The sequence below is a fragment of the Neisseriaceae bacterium genome (genome assembly GCA_016864895.1).
Classification (GTDB): domain Bacteria; phylum Pseudomonadota; class Gammaproteobacteria; order Burkholderiales; family Neisseriaceae; genus QFNR01.
The window spans coordinates 892,645-916,155 of record CP046107.1 but is presented as its reverse complement, the minus strand read 5'-3'; the positions used below and the strand labels follow the sequence as shown (position 1 = coordinate 916,155).

At 33.7% G+C, this 23,511-nt stretch carries 17 protein-coding genes; 8 read left to right on the top strand and 9 right to left on the bottom strand.

Features of this window, described 5'->3' with window-relative positions:
* Nucleotides 1-24 precede the first annotated feature (24 nt).
* On the top strand, nt 25-2,058 hold the full coding sequence (locus GKC53_03895; protein ID QRN41282.1) for an alpha/beta fold hydrolase: 2,034 nt from the start codon (nt 25-27) through the stop codon (nt 2,056-2,058).
* A 178-nt stretch (nt 2,059-2,236) separates the two neighbouring features.
* On the opposite strand, the gene hslU is transcribed toward GKC53_03895, so the two are convergent.
* Together hslU and hslV are read right to left on the bottom strand one after the other, a co-directional pair.
* Nucleotides 2,237-3,574: an ATP-dependent protease ATPase subunit HslU gene (gene hslU / locus GKC53_03890; GenBank protein QRN41281.1), complete on the bottom strand. Its 1,338-nt coding sequence runs from the start codon at nt 3,572-3,574 to the stop codon at nt 2,237-2,239.
* Nucleotides 3,575-3,819: 245 nt separating this feature from the next.
* Nucleotides 3,820-4,353 (bottom strand): ATP-dependent protease subunit HslV, encoded by a 534-nt coding sequence (gene hslV, locus GKC53_03885; GenBank protein QRN41280.1) that lies wholly within the window; start codon nt 4,351-4,353, stop codon nt 3,820-3,822.
* Between the two features lie 542 nt (nt 4,354-4,895).
* On the opposite strand from hslV, the gene GKC53_03880 reads away from it, so the two are divergent.
* From GKC53_03880 to aroG, 5 genes are all read left to right on the top strand, one after another.
* A complete protein-coding gene (locus tag GKC53_03880) occupies nt 4,896-7,082 on the top strand; it encodes a malate synthase G (GenBank protein ID QRN41279.1) in 2,187 nt (728 codons plus the stop codon).
* A 70-nt stretch (nt 7,083-7,152) separates the two neighbouring features.
* Entirely contained in the window at nt 7,153-7,644 is a 492-nt protein-coding gene (ybeY, locus tag GKC53_03875; protein ID QRN41278.1) for an rRNA maturation RNase YbeY, read from the top strand.
* A 1-nt stretch (nt 7,645) separates the two neighbouring features.
* Nucleotides 7,646-8,479: a CBS domain-containing protein gene (locus GKC53_03870; protein QRN41277.1), complete on the top strand. Its 834-nt coding sequence runs from the start codon at nt 7,646-7,648 to the stop codon at nt 8,477-8,479.
* A gap of 9 nt (nt 8,480-8,488) precedes the next feature.
* Nucleotides 8,489-10,054 carry an apolipoprotein N-acyltransferase gene (lnt, locus tag GKC53_03865; protein QRN41276.1) on the top strand — a complete coding sequence of 522 codons (1,566 nt, stop codon included), beginning with the start codon at nt 8,489-8,491 and terminating at the stop codon, nt 10,052-10,054.
* Nucleotides 10,042-11,115 (top strand): 3-deoxy-7-phosphoheptulonate synthase AroG, encoded by a 1,074-nt coding sequence (gene aroG, locus GKC53_03860; GenBank protein ID QRN41275.1) that lies wholly within the window; start codon nt 10,042-10,044, stop codon nt 11,113-11,115. Before lnt ends, aroG begins: the two co-directional genes overlap by 13 nt.
* A 53-nt stretch (nt 11,116-11,168) precedes the next feature.
* On the opposite strand, the gene GKC53_03855 is transcribed toward aroG, so the two are convergent.
* Entirely contained in the window at nt 11,169-15,008 is a 3,840-nt protein-coding gene (locus GKC53_03855; GenBank protein ID QRN41274.1) for a hypothetical protein, read from the bottom strand.
* 152 nt (nt 15,009-15,160) lie between these two features.
* On the opposite strand from GKC53_03855, the gene GKC53_03850 reads away from it, so the two are divergent.
* Nucleotides 15,161-15,607, top strand: a complete 447-nt coding sequence (locus GKC53_03850; GenBank protein ID QRN41273.1) for a hypothetical protein — start codon at nt 15,161-15,163, stop codon at nt 15,605-15,607.
* Nucleotides 15,608-15,642: 35 nt separating this feature from the next.
* Here GKC53_03850 and metE read toward each other — a convergent pair whose 3' ends face one another.
* Nucleotides 15,643-17,910 carry a 5-methyltetrahydropteroyltriglutamate--homocysteine S-methyltransferase gene (gene metE / locus GKC53_03845; protein ID QRN41272.1) on the bottom strand — a complete coding sequence of 756 codons (2,268 nt, stop codon included), beginning with the start codon at nt 17,908-17,910 and terminating at the stop codon, nt 15,643-15,645.
* A gap of 106 nt (nt 17,911-18,016) precedes the next feature.
* Between metE and GKC53_03840 the strand changes: the two genes are divergently transcribed.
* Complete coding sequence (locus GKC53_03840) at nt 18,017-18,943, top strand: LysR family transcriptional regulator (GenBank protein QRN41271.1); 927 nt, start codon at nt 18,017-18,019, stop codon at nt 18,941-18,943.
* A gap of 8 nt (nt 18,944-18,951) precedes the next feature.
* Here GKC53_03840 and GKC53_03835 read toward each other — a convergent pair whose 3' ends face one another.
* The 5 genes from GKC53_03835 to nadD all read right to left on the bottom strand — a co-directional run bounded on the left by GKC53_03835 (nt 18,952) and on the right by nadD (nt 22,762).
* A complete protein-coding gene (locus GKC53_03835) occupies nt 18,952-19,686 on the bottom strand; it encodes a pseudouridine synthase (GenBank protein ID QRN41270.1) in 735 nt (244 codons plus the stop codon).
* Between the two features lie 543 nt (nt 19,687-20,229).
* Nucleotides 20,230-21,231, bottom strand: coding sequence for a porphobilinogen synthase (gene hemB, locus GKC53_03830; GenBank protein ID QRN41269.1), 1,002 nt, complete (start codon nt 21,229-21,231; stop codon nt 20,230-20,232).
* A 30-nt stretch (nt 21,232-21,261) separates the two neighbouring features.
* Nucleotides 21,262-21,732 carry a 23S rRNA (pseudouridine(1915)-N(3))-methyltransferase RlmH gene (gene rlmH / locus GKC53_03825; protein ID QRN41268.1) on the bottom strand — a complete coding sequence of 157 codons (471 nt, stop codon included), beginning with the start codon at nt 21,730-21,732 and terminating at the stop codon, nt 21,262-21,264.
* Between the two features lie 3 nt (nt 21,733-21,735).
* Nucleotides 21,736-22,113 (bottom strand): ribosome silencing factor, encoded by a 378-nt coding sequence (gene rsfS, locus GKC53_03820; GenBank protein ID QRN41267.1) that lies wholly within the window; start codon nt 22,111-22,113, stop codon nt 21,736-21,738.
* Between the two features lie 25 nt (nt 22,114-22,138).
* Nucleotides 22,139-22,762: a nicotinate (nicotinamide) nucleotide adenylyltransferase gene (nadD, locus tag GKC53_03815; protein QRN41266.1), complete on the bottom strand. Its 624-nt coding sequence runs from the start codon at nt 22,760-22,762 to the stop codon at nt 22,139-22,141.
* Nucleotides 22,763-23,511 lie beyond the last annotated feature (749 nt).

The window sequence follows — 23,511 nt, the reverse complement described above, 5'->3', positions numbered from 1 at the left end:
TTGCAATCATAAAAAGGAGATGCTATGAGAAATTTTATTTACTATTTAAGTATTTTATTAGTGTTTATACTGGGAGGATGTACAACAATGAATACTAAGGAGTTAGTAGAACACCAATTAATTGATAGAGCAGTTATTTTTGGTAATCCAGAAATAACGGGTGCAGATCTAAGTCCAGATGGTCAATATGTTACGTTTTTAAAAGAGTATGATGGAATTTTGAATATTTGGATTAAAAAAATAGATGAACCATTTGAAAAAGCAAAAGTACTAACAGATACTAAAAGACCTTTAAGTGATTATTTTTGGACAGATGATAGTAAATATATTTTATATTTCAAAGACAATGATGGAGATGAGAATTTTAATTTATATATGTTAGATCCACATGAGGTCACAGAAAATAAATTACCTAAATCTAAAAATTTAACACCTTTTAAAGATGTACGTGTCACTTTATTTCATTTGAGCCAAAATAATCCTGATTATATATGGATAGGTTTAAACGACAGAGATCCTGCATGGCATGACTTATATAAACTTACTATTTCAAGTGGTAAATTAGAAAGAATTTATAAGAATACAGACAGGATTACTTCATATGAATTTGACTGGGATGATAATTTACGTATTTTAGAAAGAACTGATGAAAACGGTAATAGTGAGTTATTTAAAATAGATGAAAATAAAAAACTAACAAAGATATTTGAAACACCTGTTTCTGAATTTGTGTCCATAGGTGGTTGGACTAAAGACAATCACTCTCCCTATTTTATTACTAATAAAGGGGATATTGATTTAGCGACTTTATTTCTATTTGATATGAATTCGTTGAAATTATCTAAGATTGAGTCTGATCCTAACAATCGAGTAGACATTAATGGAGTTTCATTCAATCATAATACTAGAGAGATAATTGCAACTAGTTATACAGATGATGAAACCATGTATTACTGGAAAGATGAAGTTAGAGAAGCTCAATATAATTACTTGAGAAAACGATTTCCGGATCGTAGGGTGACGTTTAGTGCTACCGATAACAATTATGATAAATTCTTGATCGTTGTATGGGGGGATAAATATGCTGCAGATACTTATTTATTTCAACCCAATGTCGATAGTGAAAAAGATAAGTTAATTTATCAATATACCAGTCGTCCCGAATTGAAGAAGGTAGAGAAACAATTATCACCAATGAAAACTATACGTTATAGAAGTAGTGATGGTTTAGAAATTCCGGGATATTTAACTATTCCAGTCACTAAAAAAGCTAAGAATTTACCATTAGTTGTATTGGTGCATGGAGGCCCTAAAGGCCCAAGGGATTATTGGGGATATGATCCTGAGGTTCAGTTTTTAGCTAATCGTGGTTATGCAGTTTTACAACCAAATTTCCGTGCTAGTGGAGGGTATGGTAAAAAGTTCTTGAATGCAGGTGATTTGCAATGGGGTCGCTTAATGCAAGATGATATTACCTATGGTGTGAAATATCTAGTGGATAAGGGAATAGTAGATTCGAAAAAAGTTGTAATCATGGGTGGAAGCTACGGTGGATATGCAACATTGGCAGGTTTAGCTTTTACACCAGAGGTATACGTAGCAGGTGTGGATATTGTTGGTCCGAGTAATTTATTTACTTTGCTAGATTCAATTCCTGCCTATTGGGAAGCAGGTCGAGCAGAGTTGTATCAAATGACTGGTAATCCAAATACTGAAGAGGGTAAGAAAATCTTGAAAAATGCTAGCCCTTTATTTAGTGTGGATAAAATTAATAAACCACTTTTAATTGTTCAAGGAGCAAATGACCCTAGAGTGAAGCAAGCAGAGTCAGATCAAATTGTGACAGCCCTTAGAGATAAGGGTAAAAAGGTGGTGTATTTATTAGCTAAAGATGAGGGGCATGGTTTCGCTAAACCTTTGAATCGTATGGCAATGTACGCAGAAATTGAGAAATTTTTATCAGAAGTATTGGGGGGAGTGTATCAACCAGATATGCCATCCGATGTACAAAAAACCTTAGATTCTTTGCGAGTGGATGTTAATTCATTTCATCAATAGGAAACCTTGTTCGTCGATAATAAAAAATAGATTGTTCATTATGAATTAAGAAATCTTGAATTAATTCACTTAAATCAGATGAATAAACTATCAGTATTAGATTGTTTATATTGATTCAAAACAGAAAATCGACACATATTCTTAATTGGTATGTGTCGATTTTGATTAAAAGAAAATATTATAAAATATAACGAGCTAGGTTTTCTTGCTCTGCAATATCACTTAAATATTTCTCAACATATTGAGCATCAATGGTCACTTCTTCTTTGGGTACTTCAAAAGAAATATCTTCTAATAATTTTTCCATAACGGTATGTAAACGTCTGGCACCAATATTTTCAGTTTTCTCATTAACTTGGAAGGCGATTTCGGCAATTTTTTCGATACTATCATCTGTAAAGTTTAAATAAATACTATCTGTAGCCAATAATGCTGTGTATTGCTTAGTTAAACAAGCATCCGTTTGTGTCAGAATGGCTTTAAAGTCTGCCACACTTAAACTTTCTAGTTCTACTCTGATGGGTAACCTTCCTTGTAGTTCAGGAATCAAATCTGAAGGTTTGCTTAAATGAAAAGCACCTGATGCAATAAACAAGATATGATCTGTTTTAATCATACCGTATTTAGTTGATACAGAAGTTCCCTCAACCAAGGGTAATAAATCACGTTGTACACCTTGGCGAGATACATCAGCACTAGAGGAAGAAGTAGGGGTTGCCACTTTGTCAATTTCATCAATAAATACAATCCCATTTTGCTCTACTGATTTAATAACTTGATCTCGTAATTCCATCTCACTGACTAACTTAGCAGCTTCTTCATCCAATACAATCCTCATAGCATCAGAAATTTTTAATTTTTTTTCTTTAGTTTTACTATTACCAATATCTGAAAAAATATCTTGTAACTGATCAGTAAAGTCTTCCATTCCTGGTGGCCCCATAATAGACATACTTTTAACACTAGGAGCAGAAACAGTAATAGTGATTTCTTTATCATCTAGCTCACCCTTACGTAATTTCTCTCTAAATTTTTGGCGTGTTGTATTATCTTCCACAGCTTTTGTTGGCTCTCCTGCGAAACCAGCAGTATCAGCAGATGGTAGTAAAACATCCAATATTCTATCTTCTGCTGCTTTTTGCGCATGTAGACGGTTTTTTTCAATGGATTCTGAACGGATTTTTTTCATTGCCATTTCAGCTAAATCACGGATAATGCTATCAACGTCTTTGCCCACATAACCTACCTCTGTGAATTTAGTCGCCTCTACCTTAATGAAAGGGGCATTCGCTAACTTAGCTAATCTTCTTGCGATTTCAGTTTTGCCCACACCAGTAGGACCAATCATTAAAATGTTTTTAGGCATGATTTCACTTCTTAATGGCTCATCCACTAAGCTTCTTCTGTAGCGATTTCTTAGAGCAATGGCTACTGCTTTCTTAGCAGAATTTTGCCCAATAATATTTTTATCTAATTCATGCACAATTTCTTTTGGCATCATTATAGATGTTGACATAGTTAATTCCTCTATTTTCAAAACTTTTAATGTTACGAACAGCTACGTGGTGTTATTTTTAAATATTTCAATAGGGTAACTAAAAAATCTTTTATTTTATGTTGTTACAACAGTTGATTTTATCTTCTAACACATGTAAGAGGTGAATGCTTTTATAAGAATACGGTTGTATTTCATCATAATACATATGAAAATATGAGATATACCAGCCCTCAATCGATAACTACATTGGTGATTAGATAACTTTAAAGTGACTCTATCGTCTGGTTTTTATTGGTATAAATACAAATATCCCCAGCAATTTCTAATGCTTTCTTGACAATATCCTTAGGATCCAAATCTGTATTATCAACCAATGCTTTAGCTGCAGATTGAGCAAAAGCACCACCTGAACCGATGGCAGCAATACCATGTTCTGGTTCTAGTACATCGCCATTTCCAGTAATGATCAAGGTATTATCTTTGTCTGCTACAATTAACATAGCCTCTAACCTTCTAAGTGCTCTATCAGTTCTCCATTCTTTAGCAAGTTCAATGGCTGCAATAAGTAACTTACCTTGATGTTTTTGTAATTTACCTTCGAATAGCTCTATTAGGGTGAAGGCATCCGCAGTTCCTCCGGCAAAACCAGCTAAAACTTGATCATTATACAATTTTCTTACTTTTTTTGCGGTTGCTTTCATTATTGTGTTACCCAACGTTACTTGTCCATCTCCACCGATAGTGACTTTATTATTTTTTCTAACACAGATTATGGTAGTCCCATCAAATTGTTGCATAGTGAAATCCTTATCTTCATATCCTAACCCTCCATGTATAGGTAAAAATAATAATTTCAAGGGATAATAGTAAAAATTATGGCCTATACTTACTTTGGATATCATATACTATAGTGGGTTGTCAAAATTCGGAATATATTTTTTGGATTGAATAGCAGGTTAAAATCTTTTTTAATTTTAATATGATCTTATTGAAGATTATAAGCAATTTATTAACGCTCTGACAGTAGCGTAGATGGCAACATAGTCGTTAAATTATGTAGTTAGTCTGCGTTGCTTTTGGATGTAGGATTTTAGGATGAGTATGATTTTTTGTTATAATGTATGACAAATTACAAATTATTTAAATATTTTATGAATAAACGTGTTAGTTTAATTTCGTAGGTGTGATGAAGTACGAGAGAGTTCCTCTGTGTACTAGAACTATTGAGTGATAGTGTGATAGGGGGAATATACATTTATTTAGCATGGGTTGTAAAAAGCTTTCTATGTGCTTGACATTTAGAGAGAGTAGTTCATAGTTATTTATTAGGGAGGATTATATGTGTACTAGGGAATCTATCGCTAATCTTCAGGTTGAAAAGACACTTTTTAGGTTTATAGAAAAGCAAATTTTAGCTCATCACCCATCACTGACAAGTGAGGAATTTTGGCCAAAATTTGCTCAATTACTGAAAAACTATGGTGAAAAAAATCAAAAATTATTGGATAAAAGAAAGGAATTACAAACAAAACTGGATGATTGGAATAAAAAACATCAAGGACAAGGACTAGATACTTCTTCATATAAAGACTTTTTAAAGGAGATAGGTTATTTAGTTCAGGTGCCTGAGGATTTCAAGGTCAGTACTCAGAATGTAGATACAGAAATAACAGAGCAATCTGGCCCCCAATTAGTGGTACCTGTTGGAAATACAAGATATGCCTTAAATGCTGTTAATGCACGTTGGGGGAGTTTATACGATGCTTTGTATGGTACAGATGTTATTGATACATCTGGTGATCTAGCACCTACAAAAGAATATAACATTAAACGTGGTGAAAAAGTTATTGAATATACCAGAAATTTATTAGACCAAACTATACCTCTTAAAGAAGGTAGTCATAAGGATTCAACTGCTTATCAGGTGGTTGATGGAAAATTACAAGTTATTTTGCAAGATGGTCGTAAAACAGGTTTGCACAATGATGATTTGTTTATTGGTTATCAAGGATCAGAAGAGGCACCTAATTCAATATTATTCAAGCATAATGGACTACATCTTGATTTGTTAATTGATAGAGGTAGTTTTATTGGAAAAACAGATCCAGCAGGTGTGAAAGATGTGATTGTCGAGTCAGCAGTATCCACTATTATGGATTTAGAAGATTCTACTGCAGCCGTGGATGGGAAAGATAAAACTGTGCTTTACCACAATTGGTTAGGCCTACTAACAGGGACATTAAAAGAAACAGTTACTAAGAATGGTCAAACTTTTGTAAGAAAAGTTAACCCTGATAGGGAATATACTTCTAAGCAAGGTGAAAAAATAAAATTGAAAGGGCGTTCTTTATTATTCATTAGAAATGTGGGTCTTTTAATGAGAACACCTGCGATTTTAGATGAAAATAATCAAGAAATATTTGAAGGAATCTTGGATGGGGTAATTACTGCTTTAGTTGCGCCATACGCATTTGCCAACGAAAAAACACCGAATAGTATAAAAAGATCTGTATATATTGTTAAACCTAAAATGCACGGTCCTGAGGAGGTTGCATTTGTAAATGATTTATTTGATGCCATTGAAGATTTAACATATTTACCAAGAAATACTTTAAAAATTGGCCTTATGGATGAGGAAAGAAGAACATCCTTAAATTTAAAAGCATGTATTGAAAAGATAAAAGAAAGAATAGTATTTATCAATACAGGATTCTTGGATAGAACAGGCGATGAGATTCACACTAATATGCATTTAGGAGCAATGGTACGTAAAGGTGAGATGAAAAAAGAAACTTGGTTTGATGCCTATGAATTGAACAATGTGGAAATTGGTTTACAATGTGGTTTAACTGGTAAAGCACAAATTGGTAAAGGTATGTGGGCAATTCCAGATAATATGGCAGATATGCTACGTGAGAAAATCAATCATCCTAAATCAGGTGCAACCACTGCTTGGGTGCCAAACCCGACAGCAGCAACATTACATGCTTTACATTATCATCAAATAGACGTGTATGAAGTGCAAAAGGAAATTTTAAAACAACCATCATTTAAAGATTATACTGATGCATTACTAACAGTACCGGTAGCCAAACAAACTAACTGGTCACAAGATGAAATTAAACAAGAATTAGATAATAACTGTCAGGGTATTTTAGGATATGTAGTTCGTTGGGTAGAGCAAGGTATAGGTTGTTCTAAAGTTCCAGATATCCATGATGTTGGTCTAATGGAAGATAGAGCGACTTGTCGTATTTCGAGTCAGCACGTTGCTAATTGGTTTTTGCATGGGGTTATTGATCGGAAACAAGTGGAAGAAACCTTGCAGAGGATGGCAGTAGTGGTTGATAAGCAGAATGAAGGAGATCTATCTTATGTGCCGATGGAAGGAAGATTTGATACCTCTTGTGCTTTCTTAGCTGCATCGGATTTAATTTTTAAAGGGTTGGAGCAGCCGAGTGGTTATACGGAGCCATTATTACATGCTTGGCGTTTAAAACAAAAAAGAAATCGCTTAACTCAATGACTAAATTTTTTATACTCAATACCTCATGTTGTTATGGGGTATTGTTTTTTGTATACAATAGCTCTACTAAATGAAAAAAGCAAAAGAATACCCATTTTATACTGTACGTCAAAAAAGACTTTCTTTGACGGTTGATAATGTTTCTGGATTTGAGATACCATCATATGAAAGATTTTTTAATTGGATTTTTGAAGCCATGAGTGAAGAATGTAGTTATGCTACTATAGGGTTACTATTGTGTGGTGTGTCACAAGCAAGGTATTATAATCGTGTTTATCGAGATAAAGATTATGCTACTAACATATTGAGCTTTCCTCTGGCACTTCATGAAGAATCCAGATTAAGAGGAGATTTGATTATATGCCCCGAGGTGGTACAAAGAGAAGCTCATGAGCAAAATAAAATACTCAGATCTCATTATGCCCATTTATTAGTGCATGGAGTGTTGCATCTAATGGGTTATGAACATGTTGAAGATGATGAAGCAGAAGTTATGGAAAGTAAAGAAATCTCCATATTGCATAGGATGGGTTATCAGAACCCCTATTTAGAGGATAAGTAGAATGGAAGAGCGATCGAAGAAACAAAGTTTTTGGGGCAGGATCAGTAATAAAAGGAAAAAAAATACTTTAGAATCAGAAAAAGATTTGGTTTATTTAATATCTCAAGCAAAAAACAACAATATTGTAGATCAAGATACATTTAATTTAATGATTAATGCCTTGCAGTTTTCTACTTTAGAAGTCCGAGATATTATGATTCCTCACAGTCAGATGCAGGTCGTACATATTGATGATCCGCTCGAAAAAATAGTTGATTTCTCGATAAAAACTACACATTCTAGGTTTCCTGTTGTTGCAAATGAAAAAGATGAGGTGGTGGGTATTTTACATGTTAAAGACTTATTAAATTTCTTTTGCAATCAGGAAGTATTTAATTTAAATAATATTTTAAGACAGGTGGTATATGTACCAGAAGGAAAGTCGTTACCTATTTTGATTAAAGAGTTTAGAGAGAAAAGAAATCATATTGCTATAGTCGTGGATGAATATGGTGGTGTTTCGGGGTTGGTGACACTGGAAGATGTTATTGAAGAGATTTTTGGTGATATTGAAGATGAGTTCGATGTGGAAGCGACTGCAAAAAATATTGTGCGACTTTCTCAAAATACATATCAAGTGAATGCTACAACTGAAATAGAAGAATTCAACGAGTATTTTTCAGTGAACTTTACCGATGAAGATGTTGATACGATAGGAGGTCTAGTTTTAAGTTTGTTTGGGTATATGCCAAGTAAAAATGAGATTATTGAATATAAAAATTTTAAATTTCAAGTTGTGCGTGTAGATAGAAGAAGAATTCTGATTGTAAAAGTTATCCGAGTGGAGACAGAGTGAGAATTAAGAGTGATAAAATTATTTGAGGATCATACTAATATTATTTTTGGAGGTATCGCTTTTTGTGCGGGAGCCTTGACTATATTAGGGTTTGCACCTTTTCGATATTTTTTATTGATTCCCTTGTTGTTAGGCGTGTTATTTTTTTTCATCTATTTTTACCCTAAAAAAGCAGTGAAATATGCTTATTTATGGGGGTTGGGTGTTTTTATTACACACTGTTATTGGATTAATACCGCTATTAATGTTTTTGGAGGTGTACCGAAATATCTCTCAATACCTTTATCACTATTGTTGCCTATTTATTTGGCTATTTATCCTATGTTAGCGGTATGGATAACTAAAAAATTTGCATTTTCAAAACAAGTACAAATTGTATTGATTTTACCGATGGTTTGGGTTGTGCTTGAATTTGTTAGAGAAAGACTGTTTACAGGTTTTGGTTGGGGGACATTGGGTTACTCCCAGGCTGTAAACTCTCCATTAATAGGTTATGCTAGTATTGGAGGAATACTTTTAGTGACATATGTAGTAGTTTTGGTCACAGCACTTTTATTTTATCTATTTATAGAAAAAAATAATAAAAGTAAGATGATAGTAAGTATTTTGACCATTGTATTAATAGGGTTAGGACAAATTTTAAAGTCAATTAATTTTACTCAACACGATGGAAATATAACCAAAGTTGGGATTGCACAAATTAATATTCCTCAAGATGTTAAGTTTAATTATCCAAATGTTTCAATGTCTATTAACCAAATTTACACAATTATTGCTGATTATCCTGATGTCGATATTCTATTTTTTCCCGAAACTTCTATTCCAATTGCCTGGGAAAATCTATCTTTTGAGGAAAAGCAGAAATTTATTGATTATGCACAAAAGTATCAAACCAGTTTGGCATTAGGTGTATTGAAAGAGATCTCTACTGGCGAGAATCTCTTATATAATTCAGTGATTGGTATTGATCCTGTGAATGAAGTGGCTGATTTAAATGATTTCCCCTTCTATGCAAAACGTCATTTAGTTCCTTTTGGTGAGTATAAACCTATTCCTATTATTTCTAATTATATTTTCAATGCCTTAAATATCTCGATGGGTGAGATTAAGCCAGGATCTAAAGAACAGATTTTAATTCCTTTGAGTAATCAATATGTTGCACTAAATATTTGTTACGAGGAAGGGTTTGGTGATGAATTAATTAATTTAGCTAGACACGCTAGTTTGATTGCAAACGAGACTAATATGGCTTGGTATGGAAGCTCTTATGCAATGGATTTACAGCTCCAACAAGGACAAGCAAGAGCAGTTGAATTAGGTAGATATGTTGTACGAGCTACTAATACAGGTTATTCCGCTATCTTAGATAATAAGGGAAAAATTATTAGTTATTTACCACGAGACAAATTTGGTGTTTTAATAGGTGAAGTAAAAGGATTTTTGGGGCAGACCCCTTATATGAAAATTGGTGGAAGTTTTTATTGGATTTTTACGTTATTTTTGTTATTGTTAGCTTTGTTTTTTTACTCAAGAATTAAAAATAAAAGCCAAAAAGGAATACTATGCGTAGAGTAAATGTAAAAAATATTGATGATACAAAAATTAAACAAATAAAAGAGTTGTTGCCGCCTATTGTTTTGCTATATGAGTTGCCTATCAATCAAGAAATTTATGACACTGTTCACTCTACCAGAACTCAAATATCAGATATCATTCATGGGCGAGAAAATCGTTTATTGGTGATTACTGGGCCTTGTTCGATACATGATATCAAATCTGCACTTGATTATGCCAAGAGACTGGTAAGATTAAAAGAAAAATATCAAGATGAGTTATTAATAGTCATGAGGGTTTATTTTGAAAAACCAAGAACAACTGTTGGCTGGAAAGGTTTGATTAATGATCCTAATTTAGATGAAACATTTGATATTAATGCAGGGCTACATATTGCTAGAGATTTACTTTTACAAATTAATGAATTAGGAATTCCTGCTGCCACTGAATTTCTGGATATGATTACTCCTCAGTACTATGCTGATTTAATTAGTTGGGGGGCAATTGGGGCAAGAACAACTGAAAGTCAAGTTCACCGACAGTTAGCTTCAGGACTATCTTGCCCAGTTGGTTTTAAAAATGGCACAGATGGTAATTTAAAAAATGCAATTGATGCGATCGGTACTGCAGAAAACCCACATCATTTTTTATCGGTGACTAAAAATGGGCATTCTGCAATTGTTGAAACAAAGGGTAATCCTGATTGCCACCTCATTTTAAGAGGTGGTAAGGAACCTAATTATTATGTCAAAGATGTACAATCCGCAGTTGACCAGCTCAAAAAGTTAGGGTATCCCCATAAGGTTATGGTGGATTTTAGTCATGCTAATAGTTCTAAGGATTATCGCAAACAAATGAATGTGGCTCAAGATGTGGCACAACAAATTAATACTGGTCAAAATGATATTATGGGTGTAATGATAGAAAGTCACTTGGTGGAGGGGCGGCAAGATTTCGTGGTAGGTCAGGAGTTGACTTATGGTCAAAGTATTACTGATAGCTGTATTGGTTGGGAGGAAACAGAGGAGATGTTGGATTTATTATCACGAGCAAGTGCGAATAGAATTTCTCGTTTCAGTTAAGATAAGATCAGATCAATAAAAAAAAGGAAGCCGTAGCTTCCTTTTTTTTATTGTTAAAATAACTCACGTGAGTTTAGTTTCCTAATCCTAATATAATTGGGTTCAGAAACAGAAATAACATAATACTCTCCTGAGGTACTTGTAACTGCTAATGATCCATTACTGTGCTGTCTTATATGTGTAATACCTGAGTCTTCCCAGCCACTGTTGAATTGACCTGATGTATTGGTTAAGACATCTTGACCAAGTGTCACAAAAGAAAGTTCGGAGGGTACACCATGAAATTTAAAACCCGAAATAAAATTGACATTTTCTTTATAGCGATCCTCTATTGGATTTAAATTCATCATGTTTCTTTTTAAACGACCACCTGTTCTGGGGTTAATGCCCAATAGATAGCCATTACTACTAGCAATAGGATTAACACAACTATTACTATAATTGATATAGCCAGAATTTTCACTTCTATATGATCTTGTGGTAAAGAATACAGAGTTGCCAGTTAGCTTGCCTGAACGAGTGATTCTTTCTCCAATATCATTAGTTAAATCAATGTACCAGCCTCTGTATTTGGAGGTCATTTTATTGTCACTTAATGTAATTATTGTTTTGGGTTCGCCTTTGAAATTCCCCCTACTTTTAGTCATAGTTTGATTAAGTAAGTTATGACGATTAGTTGCTTTGATAGAAGTGTCATTCAGGTCATCATAAATTCCATAAATTGTTTGTATTTGAGATTTATTTTTCAGTAAATCATCTTCAAATAAATCACTACCGGTTCCAAATATAACTACGTATTTAGATCCAGTTCCATCTAGTTTATACAAAGTAGGAGCGGTTGTGATAGGTTGCTTGGAGTTATGGGCTTTATAAATCATGCTAGCAGTCCAGTCATTTGGGCTACTTTTTCTTAAGTCAAAGCGATACAAGTTACCCTCATAATCTCCTGCATAGGCAATATCCGCAATATTATCACCATCTAAATCTAACACTGAAGGGGGAGACAAACTTTGCCGGTTACTTGATTTGGATTTATTTCCTGTTTTTATTTTAGCAATTAATTTTCCTCGATTCGATTGAATGTCTTTTGATGATGCTCTTTTGGTTCCATCAGAGTCAACACCTTCTATTTTCGTAATGCCTAAAGCATCAAAAATATATAAAGTAGGTTCTTCATTATCAGAGAAAAATCCATCATTGGTGATAACAGCATAGCGAGTTTCACCATTATTTTGAGGCTTCATCTGATTGAGCTCATTATTTATTTTACGATTAATAGAAACATTCGCTAACACTGGGGTTCCCATGATATATCCTAAGCTTAGATGAGCTTGTTTTGATTTATTGTCATTTTGATTAGCGCCATATTTATCTGAGCCACTTTCCCATAATGGAACCTCTTTTGGCCAATAAGCTTGATTTGTATTAGATAGAGCAATTTGATTACCAGATGTATAACTGACCCCTCCAATATTTAATGCGTATAGGCCTCGTCCTCCTTGGCCATAAGAGCCTACCATGAATAATTGTGCTGGTGTATTTTGACAAGTAAAAGCTTTTCCTTGATCGCAATTTTTTTTCATGGTTCCCATATAGGCAATACCACCATTATTGAAAAATTGATGAGGATATTGTTGATGTTTACCATATCCTGGATGTGCAATACTAGGTAATTGTTCCCAAATAGTTGTATTTTTAGCCCTTTTGGCTGCTGCAGGTAGGTAATCCAATACCAAATTATAAGGACTATTATCATTACCTGTTCTTTTGAAAATATGCACCATACCATCATTAGCAGCAGTAACAATAAAAGTAGTATAAGGGTCAGAACTACGATTTCTAGAAGTAGGATTTTCATCTATAGCTAAAATAGGTGAATTTAAAATATCACCTAACATTCTATCAGGACAGTTTATTTCTTTATTTTGGCAACGATCACGTAAATTAGTATGAAACTGCTCATTAATTTGTTTATCTGATAGATTATGTGGACGAATCAGCCATTGATTGAAGGCCGTATCGCCTTTTAGGAACTCAGGTTCAGTTTTTCCTGTTGATACCAGAATTCTTCGTGAGGGTTGTATTCCTATGCTACCTGTATTACCTATCCCAATATTGTCATGACTAGTGCTGCCATAATTAGGTGTTAGATAATTATTGAGATTGACCGTGAAGTCATTATTGTGTTCATTGAGTGTATACAAGCGTAAGCTACTGGACCAATTTTTAGTATTTAAATAAGCAGATACTCCTAGAGTAGGGTTCATCTGTGAAAGAACAGTAGAAGCAGCACTTGAAATATTCTTTTGACTAACTCCCATGATAGATTCTTTAACCACTTTCTTTACTTCATCAATGCTGGATATGCCACTAAAGTAACTATTCTTACCAATTTTTACTGAGTAAGAAGCAGCGTTTTTTAAATAAGCAGGATTTGCAACTACGTCATTTAAGCCATTGATAAAAACACTCAGAATAGTGGTTAATATTTTACTTGAGTTACCTAATGGTACGTCATTAGAATTATCTATTGGGGCATTATCAATAGTGATTGTTGTAATATTTTGAAAAGGGAAATCTTCATCATCCCAGCTTTTACCTTCAGCATCGGTGCCATCTTTTTCAGTTTTGAGGTCAGTCTGATCAAAAAGAGTGCTTAAAAAAGCTAAACCATGATTTTTATACTGAGTAACTGGATTATTCCATTGAAGAAAGTTCAAGGTAGTACCATTTTTACTATAAATATGTCTCCTTACTAAAGTATCATCCTCAGGGATTTGTAATTCATTTAAATCAGGAATAGGGAAATAACGTTTGGTATCGATACCTAGTGCCTGAGCTGGCAATGCTATCAAGTTTAAGAATGTAGATAGCCAGCCACTTACATCGTTAATTCCTAAACTACCGGGCGTTACTATACCAGAGGATAACACGATAACAAAATTAGGTTGACAACGATATTGCATTGCATCAGTAAAAAGGGGTTGGTATTCTTGTGTAGATCCGGCAATGCGAACAATATCATTCAAGAAGGTTTTAATAGTAGAAACAATAATTCCAACACCAGGTAGATTACTAACTATGGGATGATTAAACACATTCTCAAATAATGAAATTATATTTTTAATATTATTCATTCCACTAGGAATTTGATTAATAGGTCTGTACATAAAAGAGTTATTTGGTTCTAGTCCTCTTATTTCTCTAGTGATCTCATAGTATCGTCGAGTAATTGTCGGTAACCCTATTGGAATAATACTATTCCCCATTGATAAAGTGAGAGAATTAATTACTTCCGGTAAGTTAATAGACAAATCATTCAATTTGACTTCTTGTGTTAATTTTTGAGAGTTAATTTCTATATTTAAACTTGTATCCCTTAAAGTAGGTATACATGTAGTAATGATGGGCCCAATCAGTGCCAACAGAGATGTAAAAAGGCCTGGTAGACCAGCAATAATAGCTAGCCCACCAGTTATAATGGAGGAAGAGCCTATAGCTGCTACTATCAAACTAATGGCCGGTGGCCCTATAGCAACTAATTGAGTTGAAGCACATATTAGAAATTGTGTGGGAAGTTCAAAGCTGATAAAAGGGTGAGAGTCCGCATAAAGATAAGCTAGACCAACTCTCATAGTTGAGATCATATCAGGATCTGTTACGATACCGGTAATGATTGCTTGTGTTTCGGTAGAGTCTGTAAAAGTTGAATTATCTACTAAAAAAATGAGATTAGGTTTGATTCCAGGGCTCATTAAGGAAGCATATTCCAGAGGGGTTGAAGCAAATTTGTGATCAAAATATTCATCAGCAGCATAAACTGTATGACTGATGATTAATGGTACTGCCAAAATAATAGACTGGGAGAGTTTTTTTAATTTCCTTGCTATCATAATCTGTCCTTCTAACTCTGGTTTTAAATCTTCGTCCAGTGTATCATTTAATAGTTATTTTGAATGAACTTCAATTAAGTTAAACATTCGGTCGTCAACAAAGGATATTCGGTTTACCTGGGTATTGTTAACATGCAGGAGAAATATAAGAGATGAGACACCTTGCATTATGTGTAATTGGATTTCTATTTTTAGAAGTGATATCGATAGTGATGTTGGCTTCAATGATTGGTGGGGTATGGTTGCTGGCTATTATTGTGACCTTTTTCTTTATTGGTATTTTTATGTTTAAACACCAAGGAGCAAATGTACAAAAGATGTTCGCAAGTTTACAGAGCAATACATTAGATCAGACATGGTATTCAAAAGTGGGGCCTATACGCTATAATCTAGCTGCTTTGTTGTTCATCTTACCAGGTATTTTTAGTGATATAATAGGGCTGATATTTTTACTGCCTGGAGGATTGGGAAAAGGATATCTCAAAATTAAACCATATAATCCATTTAGTAAAACAAAAAACCATCGATATGACCAACCTGAGGATGGTATTATTGAAGGTAAATTCAGAGAAGTATTTAAAGAAAAAAAAGAAGAGTAGAACCTCTTCTTTTTTTATTAAAAATTTCCTGATTGTTATAGTTGATTTCTAAATTTTTTCGCTTCATCAACCATGGTTTTCAGTGCAATATTGGTTTCTTCCCAGTTACGGGTTTTAAGACCACAGTCAGGATTAATCCACAAATGTTTAGCAGGAATTACTTCAAGTGCTTTTTGAATGAGGTGATGGATTTCACTATTGGTGGGAACTCTGGGGCTATGGATATCATAAACACCAGGGCCAATGTTATTTGGATATTCAAATTGTACAAAAGCATCTAATAATTCCATATCAGAACGTGAGGTTTCAATAGTAATAACATCGGCATCCATTGCAGCAATGGCTGGTAAAATATCGTTAAATTCAGAATAGCACATGTGTGTGTGAATTTGTGTTTCATTTTTAACATGACTACATGACAACCTGAACGAGTGACTTGCCCAATCTAAATAGGTATCCCAGTTTTTACGTTTTAAAGGTAGTCCTTCTCTGTAGGCAGGTTCATCAATTTGAATAACTTTAATACCTGCTCTTTCTAAATCTAGTACTTCATCATTTAAGGCAAGTGCAATCTGTTTGGCCACTTCTGAGCGATCAATATCATTTCTAACAAAACTCCATTGCAACATTGTTACAGGACCTGTAAGCATTCCTTTCATAGGACGAGAAGTTAAGCTTTGAGCATAACTAGACCACTCCACAGTCATTGGTTTTGGACGTACGATATCACCATAGATAATAGGTGGTTTAACACAGCGACTACCATAACTTTGTACCCAGCCAAATTGAGTGAAAGCATAACCATCTAATTGTTCAGCAAAATATTCAACCATATCATTACGTTCAGGTTCTCCATGCACAAGAACGTCTAAGTCTAATTTTTCCTGTGCCCTCACAACAAATTCTATTTCTTTTTTCATGGCTGCCACATAATCTTTTTGTGATAATTCACCTTGTTTGAACTTGGCTCTAGTCTGTCGAATTTCTTTAGTTTGCGGGAAAGAACCGATGGTTGTGGTTGGTAGTAAAGGAATGTTTAATACTTTTTGTTGAGCTTCAAAACGTTGTAGAAATGGACTTTTTCTTTTATCAGCATCAGGTGTTAAATTTTGTAACCTAGATTTAACTTCTTGTTTATGAATATATTTGCTATTTTTTCTACTGTTTGCAGCTTTATCATATTGTTCAAATACTGTTTTTACAGCTTCTTTCCCGTGAGCTAGAGCTTGTTTGAGAATCCCCAGTTCTTGTACTTTCTGTACACTAAAAGCTAACCATTCTTTTAATTCAACATCTAGCTTTTCTTCAACTGATAAATCTTGTGGTGTGTGTAATAAGGAACAACTTGTTGAAATCCACAATTGATTGCCCAGTTTTTCTTGAATGGGTTTCAAAAAATTATAGATTTTGGATAAATCAGCTTTCCAAATATTCCTGCCATCAATGATACCAAGAGATAGAATCTTATTACTTGGCCAGTTATTTAAAAATACATTAATTTGTTCAGGTGCTCTAATTAGGTCAATATGTAAACCATGAATAGGTAGGGATTTTAATAAATCAACATGTTCTGCAACGGAGTCAAAGTAAGTACCAATAATGATTTTGGTAGAGGTATTAGCCAATGCTTTATAGGTAGGCTCAAATGCTTGAATCCAGCTATCTTCTAGGTCTACAGCTAAAATTGGTTCGTCAATATGTATCCAGGAAGTACCTTCATTAATTAACTCTCTTAAGATTTGTTCATAAGTGTCAATTAGTTTAGGTAACAAAGTTAAACGATCAAATACTTCTCCTTTTGCTTTACCTAGCCAAAGCAAGGATAATGGACCAATAATAGTTGGCTTAAATTCATAACCTTCTTCTTTAGCCTCTCTAATCTGACGAATAAGTTCAGTAGTCACAGGTTGAAACTGTGTGTCGGATTTCCATTCTGGAACAAGATAGTGATAATTTGTATCGAACCATTTAGTCATTTCAATGGCAGGTTGAGATTTATTTCCTCTTGCCAATTCTGAATATTGTTGCAGATTTAGTTGTGTCACATCAAAGCCAAAACGTTCAGGAATAGCACCTACTAGTATTTGCGCATCCAACACATGATCGTAATAGCTGAAATCACCTACAGGGATAAGATCGATTTTAGCTTGTTTTTGTAATGCCCTGTTTTTTCGTCGAATTTCTTTTGCTACTTGAAAAACTTCTGTTTCAGGAATATCACCTTTCCAAAATTTTTCAAGACTAAATTTTAATTCTCTTTTGGCACCTACTCTAGGGAAGCCGGTAATATGGGTTGTGTTCATAGTGACTCCATTAATGAAATTTAACGATTAGATATTGCTATGATGATCTAAAATCAATTATGATGCAAATTCATAATTTTAACATAAGATATGAAAAAAATTCATAATGGGATCTAAATTAGAAATTAAACATTTAAAAACAATTAAAGCGATTCATGAAACAGGTAGTTTAACTCGAGCCGCCCAAAGGCTTTTCACAACACAATCAGCACTATCTCATCAGATCAAAGCGTTAGAAAACTATTTTGATTTACCTTTATTTGAACGGAAAAAACAACCAATACAATTGAATCAGTTCGGCCATAAACTATTGAAATTAGCAGATGAATTCTTACCGATGATCAATGCGTTAGAAAAAGAATTAAGCCATCAAAAAACTCAAGATACGGGAGAGATGAGAATTGCAGTTGAGTGTCACACGTGTTACGACTGGTTAATTCCAGCGATGGACGATTTTAAAAGCTATTGGCCTAATGTTGAGTTAGATATTGTGTCAGGCTTTCAAACTGATCCAGTCGGATTATTGTTGTCAAATCGAGCAGATGTAGCTATTCTTTCTAGGCCAGAACCCAACATAGACATTCATTACAATCCTTTATTTGCTTATGAAATGGTAGCAATTTTAGCAAAAAATCATTATTTGGCAGAAAAACCTTTTTTGGAAGCTAAGGATTTCAAAGATGAAACATTAATTACATACCCAGTAGAAGATGATATGTTGGATCTAATTCGAAAGGTATTGGTGCCTGAAAATATTTTTCCTCATCGAAGATATAGTGAATTGACTATTGCTATAGTACAGTTGGTTGCCAGTGGTCGTGGTGTAGCGGCATTGCCTTATTGGGCTGTTTTACCTTATTTGGAGAAAGATTATGTGATTTCTAAACCTATTGGACAGCAAGGCCTAAGTAGTGAATTGTATTTAGCCATTCGTCAAAATGATACTACAAAAAAATACTTATCAGAGTTTTCTAAAATTATTAAAGAACGAAGTTTTAAGGAGTTACCAGGATTGAGTCAATTGAGTATGTAATTCTTGATTTAAAACCATTCATCTTCTCTTAGGATACGCCATTTGCCTAAGGGTAAATTAGCTAATCGTATGTTGCCTATTCTTACTCGCTTTAATTGAAGGACTTTTAATCCTACCAATTCACACATACGACGGATTTGTCTTTTCTTACCTTGTGTTAGGATGAATTTAAGTTGATTTTTATTTAGCCAAGAGACTTTTGCTGGCAATAACAACTCTCCATCTAGAGATAAACCATGGTTAAGTAGCATCAATTCTTCATGGTTTAAATTACCTGATACGTGTACTAAATATTCTTTTTCGATATTACTCTCATGATGGATGATTTGCTTAGCAATGCGACCGTCTTGAGTGAGAATCAATAAACCAGTTGAGTCAATATCTAAACGACCAGCTGGTGCTAATCCTTTAATATGACTAAGATAAATTTTATTTTGAGAATTATTTCGAGCCCAATAGTTATTCGGATTGATCAACTCTTGAACAGAACGATAATTTTTTTCAGGTTGAGCACTAACATAGCCCACCGGTTTATGTAATAGTACAGTAATTTTTTTATTTTGTTGTTTTTTTAGTTGTTTTGTAAGGTCGATTTTATCTTGGGATGTGACTTTTTTTCCTAGAGTAGCAGGCTGTCCATTTACTTTTACCCATCCTTTACTAATATAATCGTCTGCTTCTCTTCTGGAGCAAATACCAAGTTCTGACATACGCTTACTTAATCTGACTAATTCCTCGCTCATTACTTAATTCTTTGTATGTGTTATATGATGAATTATTGTATCATCAATTGCCAAGGTATATTTATGTTGTAAAGTTATTGAAAAACTTAATTTAGAATACTGGTATTTAATTAAGAATTGTAAAAAAAATCAACTATATTGTTATGATTTTGGTGATTATCGAGAAACTAATCTAATTCAATAGATTATTCCCGAACATATTACTCGGTGTTTAATGATTTTGAGTATACTGATTTTGGATTTTAATTTCTCAGCAGAATAGTAGCATCTATTGTGTGTTAATCGATTAATTTTTTGGCCATTGAGCCACATAGTAGATTAATTGGTTTATTTTGATTGTACATTATTGAATGTACAGTAATTCAAGGAGGGTTGTTTGAGTTCTGGTATTAAGTGGATATTTAAAAAAACTCAAATGATTTATTTTATGCAAATAAGCTATTTTTTGTGTTGAGTTAATTGCTAAAATATGAACTCGATGGCGGCGTGTTAAGTGAAATAGGGAGTATGTTTTCGTACCTTGGCACTATAAGATTTGAATGTTTATTGGTTTAACCAATGAGCGATATCTTTGGCAAAATAAGTCAAAATACCATCAGCGCCCGCTCGTTTGAAACACAATAAGGATTCGAAAACGCTTTCCTCATCTAGCCAGCCATTCATCATAGCTGATGTTAACATGGCATATTCGCCAGATACTTGGTAAGCAAAAGTTGGAATTTTAAACTCATTTTTAACCAGGTGTACTATATCAAGATAAGGTAATCCGGGCTTTACCATAATCATATCGGCACCTTCCTTTAAATCCAGAGCAACTTCATGTAAGGCTTCATCTTGATTGGCTGGATTCATTTGATATGTTTTTTTATCTGATTTAAGATTTTTGCTAGAGCCAATTGCATCTCTAAACGGTGCATAAAAATAAGAGGCATATTTAGCTGCATAAGACATAATCATCGTATTGCTATAGCCACTTTTCTCAAATGCTTGACGGATTGCACTAATTCTTCCATCCATCATGTCACTAGGTGCTACAATATCTACACCAGCTTCAGCATGGGATAGGGCTTGTTTGACCAAAATTTCAGTTGTCATATCATTTAAGATATGTTTATCATCATCAATAATTCCGTCTTGCCCGTGAGTAGTATAGGGATCTAGGGCGATATCAGTGATAATACCTAATTCTGGAATTTCTCGTTTTAATGTTCTTATTGCTCCAGGAATTAATCCTTTTGGATTATAAGCCTCCTCAGCTAATAAACTTTTCTTATCAGTTTTAATATGAGGAAATAATGCAATTGCAGGAATCCCTAATTGGTAGCATTGTATTGCTTCATCAACCAATAAATCTAAACTGAAAACCGATATGTTAGGCATGGAGATTACTGGTGTTGCTGTGGCTTTTCCTTCTTGTACAAACATAGGATAAATTAAGTCACTTGTTTGTAAATTATTTTCAGCAGTGAGTTTTCGACTGAAAGATTTTTGACGGATTCTGCGTAAACGATTATTAGGAAATTGGTAATAGGAGTTAAAGCCCATAAAAATGCCTCTTTAAAGATTAAGTATTTTTTAAGACCTATGGTAAGGGTGTTGATGAATGATGCTTACAGCCCGATACAGTTGTTCTATCAGTATTATTTTCGCTAAGCCATGGGGAAGCGTCATGCGAGAAAGTTGCATATTGAAAAAACCATCTTTTTTTAAATTAGAGCTGAGCCCATCTGCACTACCAATAATAAAGCAAGGATTAACACCTTCATCTCGCCATTTTGATAGATAATTGGCAAAATCTATTGTGCTAAGTGCTTGACCTTTTTCATCTAGTATAACAACTTTCGATTCGAAAGGGATATTTTCCCTTATTCTTGTTTCTTCTATCGATAGTATTTGTTTGATATTTTGATTATTGTTTCTTCTTTCTGGTTTTATTTCTTTGAGGGTCACCTTAAAATCTGCACTAAAACGTTTCAAATATTCTGAGCAACCATCATTAAGCCAGCTAGGTAGTTTATTATTGACTGAGAGTATATTTATTTTCATATTTTAATAAATTTTGGAAATCATAACATCAAGTTGTTCTGGTTTTTCAGCACCCCAAAGGGTCTCTATGCTATAGAATTTCCTGATGTCAGGTTGCATGGTATGGATGATCAGTTCTCCAGCATCAACTAAAATCCATTCGTTATTTTGTAAACCTTCTACACTCAAGATTTCATAGCCAGAAGATTTCAACTCTTCCTCTACATTGCGTCCCAGTGCTCTTACTTGTCTTGAGCTATCTCCTGTTGCTACGATAATACGTGAAAAAAGAGTGGTGTGTTGATGGACATCTAGTACTACAATATCTTTTGCTTTAACATCTTCTAAAGCATTAACGGCTATTGTTACCATATTATCAAGACGTTCTTCATTTGTGGTCATGAATCTGTTACCTTTCATTAAATCATTAAACATATAGTTTATTTTCTCTTATGTATTTTTCAACTTCTTTGGGTAGCCATTGGGGATTTATGGCTTTATTTTTAATTCCTTCCCTGATCTTTGTTGAACTAGTGGGACACTTAGGAATATTTAAAATTTTGATATTGGCGGGAGTGATAAAGGTATTATTTTTTTTTACAATGTCTTTCTCTGTATTTGGTGATCTTAATGCAATAGCAAAAGAAGTCATCTGAATCAGGTATTCGTAGCGATACCAACTATCTAGTTCTAAGAAAGAATCACTACCTAACAACCACCAAAATTCACTTTCTGGATAAAAATCTCTAAGAATTTTAATAGTCTCATAAGTATATGTGTTACCACTTCTCTGAATATCAATATTTGAAATTTTGATTTTTGTATAGGCTGAAAAAGCTAATTGGCACATGTTGTAGCGATGGTTATTTTCAATATTTTTATTATTATTTTCTTTATGGTAAGAGTACCCGGATGGAATCACAATAAGCAAATCCAACCCCATTTCATGAATGAAAATTTCGGCTATTAGGATATGACAATTGTGAATGGGGTTAAAAGTGCCTCCAAATAAACCAATACGCTGTTTCAAATTTATAAACTCTCCTAAAATATGTTACTGTAAGTTGCCCTTTAATGGTGTATTACTAGACTGTGGATTATGATGCATTTTGATTAGTGGTGTTAGCATTAAGGGTGATTAATTATATTTGGTGGTTTGAATAATACTCTCCTTGACTGGGTCAAAACTTCATTATTGCCATTTATTGAATTAATTAATGACATAATTTTTAAAAATGTCAATCATTGATTGATCCCCCCTAGATATATGCCTAGTAAAATTTTTTACAGCTATCATAGCAGTAGTGGGTTACTCATTTATTTACACATGTAGGCGAAGCTTGACACAATGACTCACCGAACCCCATATATCACACTAGCGTACTTGTTTTTAGTGAAATTTTTTCACCACTTTTTTTTGAGCCGTCATTTGAACATCCTTTTATATACATAGTTTAGGTAACGAGATTTCTATTGGGGGGATCTATTGTAAAGAAATTAGAATACTTCCAGAAACTACAAGCTAACGCTTATGACTCCATCAGTAAATAAACGTACAATAATTTCGACCCTTAAAGAATTTTGCCGGCATGAAATTATACCTAAATGTTATTGACAAAGGAAGATAGTTTGTTAACTAGATTATCTAACTTAGTAAAGAGTTATGCAATTTACTTGATTAAAAGTGTATTTTTAAAGCAACAGGTTTGTATCACTCAAAACAATAAAACCAAAAAATATTTTTATGATTAACTTATTGAAAATAAATATATTATAATAATCTTTTATTTTTATTATGAT